Annotated in this window: 1 protein-coding gene; it reads right to left on the bottom strand. The window is 46.1% G+C overall.

Annotated elements, in window-relative coordinates:
- Positions 1–32: 32 nt before the first annotated feature.
- The gene (locus FHQ30_RS12955) at positions 33–2,678 is read right to left on the bottom strand and encodes a GDYXXLXY domain-containing protein (RefSeq protein WP_139615125.1); all 2,646 of its coding nucleotides are present in this window, start codon (positions 2,676–2,678) and stop codon (positions 33–35) included.
- Between the last annotated feature and the right edge of the window lie 42 nt (positions 2,679–2,720).

The raw sequence follows: 2,720 nt of genomic DNA, 5'->3' as shown, positions 1-2,720 counted from the left end.
AATAAGCAAAGTGCGGTTTATGAGGATTAAGCCTAAAGCGGTTTTAAATCCTTATCCAACAAACGTGATAACAACGCTATGCCGTTTAGCACCCGAAATTCGCCATATTTGGCTTGTTCAAAGCGGGCGGCGTGTCCTTCGGCAAAGAAGAATTGTTGTCCGGGCATTTTTAGACCCCATAGCATATTGTAGTCATCAATACGTAGCTTGATGGCAACATCTGGAAGGCAATCATGATAATTTTCTGGCAAGGCTTCTTCCAAGCGGCAAAGTGCAGCACTGCCGTCAGCGTTTTGTTTTAACAGTGCGTATAGCTGTGCCGGGCGTTGATCCTGCCATTGTACGAATCGGGCGTAAGCTGCTTGCTTATCCTCTTGCTCAGCCTGGTTGATCGCATCACTCTCGCTATTCTCTTGATCATAAATCGGGTAGGGGTTGTCGATATTAAATTCGGCTCTTTTTTCTTGTTGCTGTTTATCAATTTCAGACCGCACTTGCTCTATCAAGTCGTAGTTGAGTTCCATATAATCGCCCTGCATAATTGAGCGCGGATCAACAGGTGCCAAGGTGAGTATCACCGACTTGCCGTGAGTCAGTACATTTTCATATTTTTGAATGCTGTAATTGCCGATAGCCAGTGTCAGCAGCAGGGTGAGCAGCGCAAGTGACGGCGTCAACCAACCGATTTTGCCTGGATAGCTTGGTACAACCGTTGCAACCGCAGTGGCACGACGGTGTTGACGTTGCAAATACAGTGCGGCTAACAGAAACAGAATCGCATTGCCTAGCAATAAGAAAGATTTATACAGCAGCGGCAAATCCAGCCAGTAATAATATTTTGCTAAAAAACCGATCATCGCCAGCAGAACGCAGCCGAACAGCAACCGATTGTGGTTGAGATAAGCCAGCAACATTAAACTGAAGCTGACTAAAATGCTTGGCGAGGCGACAAAAGCCAAACCGAAAATCGCCAACACCAGGGCAACGATGACCGCACTTCGTGTTTTCAATGGTTGTTGACGGCTGATCCAGAGCTGGATAATCGCCGGTGACAGGCAAATCAGCAGCAGGAGCAGGTGAGTCCAATGCCAAGATTGTGCGCTGAATAAACCATTGCTGATGATCTGGAAAAATTCACTAAAACTGTTCGGTGTCGGTAATGGAGCTGCCTCTGTAATCCCTAAGCTGATGTAAATATCCGGTTTGAAGATAAAACCGATATAAACCAGCCAAAATGCCCATGCGGCACTTTGAATATGGGTATGATAACGGGTTGGGCGCAGGCTCAAGCCGAACAAGATTAAGCTGCCGAGCGCCAACCAATAATCGGCATAATAATCAAACACTAAAGTCCAGAAATCGCCTTGCAGTCCTTGCTCCGGTTGGAATTCATACAGGTAACCGTTTTGCGCACTAAAGGTGTACAATAGGGTAAACAGCAGCAGGATAAGACTGCCGGTTTTAATCCAATTGATCGTAATCAACAGGTAGCACAGCAGGCTGATGATGATCATTCCGAGCAAATCGCCATTTAGCAGGGAAGGTTGATCGTCCTGGCGGTAGTCAAAGAAATAATTTATCAAATAGTGAAAAACATACAGCCCCAAGCCGATCATCAGCAGCAGACCGCTAGCATATTCATTGGCTTTGCGTGAGTAGTAAAGGAATGCGCCAAGCGCAACAAACACCAGCGAGGCGATCAGAAATAGCTTATCTGATCCAAAAATGTCCAGTGTAAACAGAAAGGCAATCGTCAACAATGTGATGATGATTGCCAGTGTGGTAAACAGGATTTGTAGCGGCCACGGCATACCTTGCGCTTGTTGCACATATTGCTTTTTCAAATGAATCCCGAGCACGATGGCGGCGCCAAGGGTGACGAGAATCGCAACAAAAATCCCACTAATCTCAAAATTAGTGATCTTTAAAATAAAAACATCAACGCTGAATAACAGGCAAGCCCAGTAGCCGCTCTGGTTAAACAAATCACGGCGCTGTTGCCGGTAATAATGAAGCATTGGGGCAGCGAGAAACCAGAGCAACGGCGCAGTGTTTGGATTGTTGAGGCAAAGCAAAGTCATACACATGATCAGCACGGTGTTACTGACTTTGGAGCTGATATGCCAATCTTGATCATGCAGCGATTTGCTGAAGACTTCGCTTAGCATCACAAAACCCAGATTGAGCAGCAGCATGAAATATAAAAAATATTCATACGACCAGAGCAGGTCGGGATACAGCGCTAAACTCAAATTGCTGGTTGCGAGCAGTAATAATACGGCTGCGGCATTTGGCAGTGCAAGCAGTAACGGGATTTGCAGCAGTGACCATAGTGCAAATAGCTGCCAAGGATCGGCGCCGGTTTGATAAATTTGCCCAATCAGTGCCAACAACGCACCAATCAGCACTGCGGCAATAAAGAAAAAGGTGCTACTGACGAATTTCAACCGCACTTGCCCGAGTTTACGATATTCTCGGTAATAAACCCATATCCCGACGACAATGCTGCTGGCGAATAGGCCTTGAGTGGCGTACAGTTTGGTGAATTTGCTGAAATAATCCCAATTGGCGGCAATCCAAGTGACCACTCCGCTACTGAGAAAACCGGCGGCAGTGAGCGTGGTGAGGATCAATAAATACGTTGGCCAAGAGGCAGTAAAGAGAAGTTTATTCTGCATAGTTTTACCTGTTTATTATTGATGAGCCTAGGGTCTGTTGAT

Origin of the sequence: Testudinibacter sp. 'clade 2' (assembly GCF_006227735.1) — a bacterium.
Classification (GTDB): domain Bacteria; phylum Pseudomonadota; class Gammaproteobacteria; order Enterobacterales; family Pasteurellaceae; genus Chelonobacter.
This window is presented reverse-complemented; position numbering and strand designations above follow the sequence as displayed.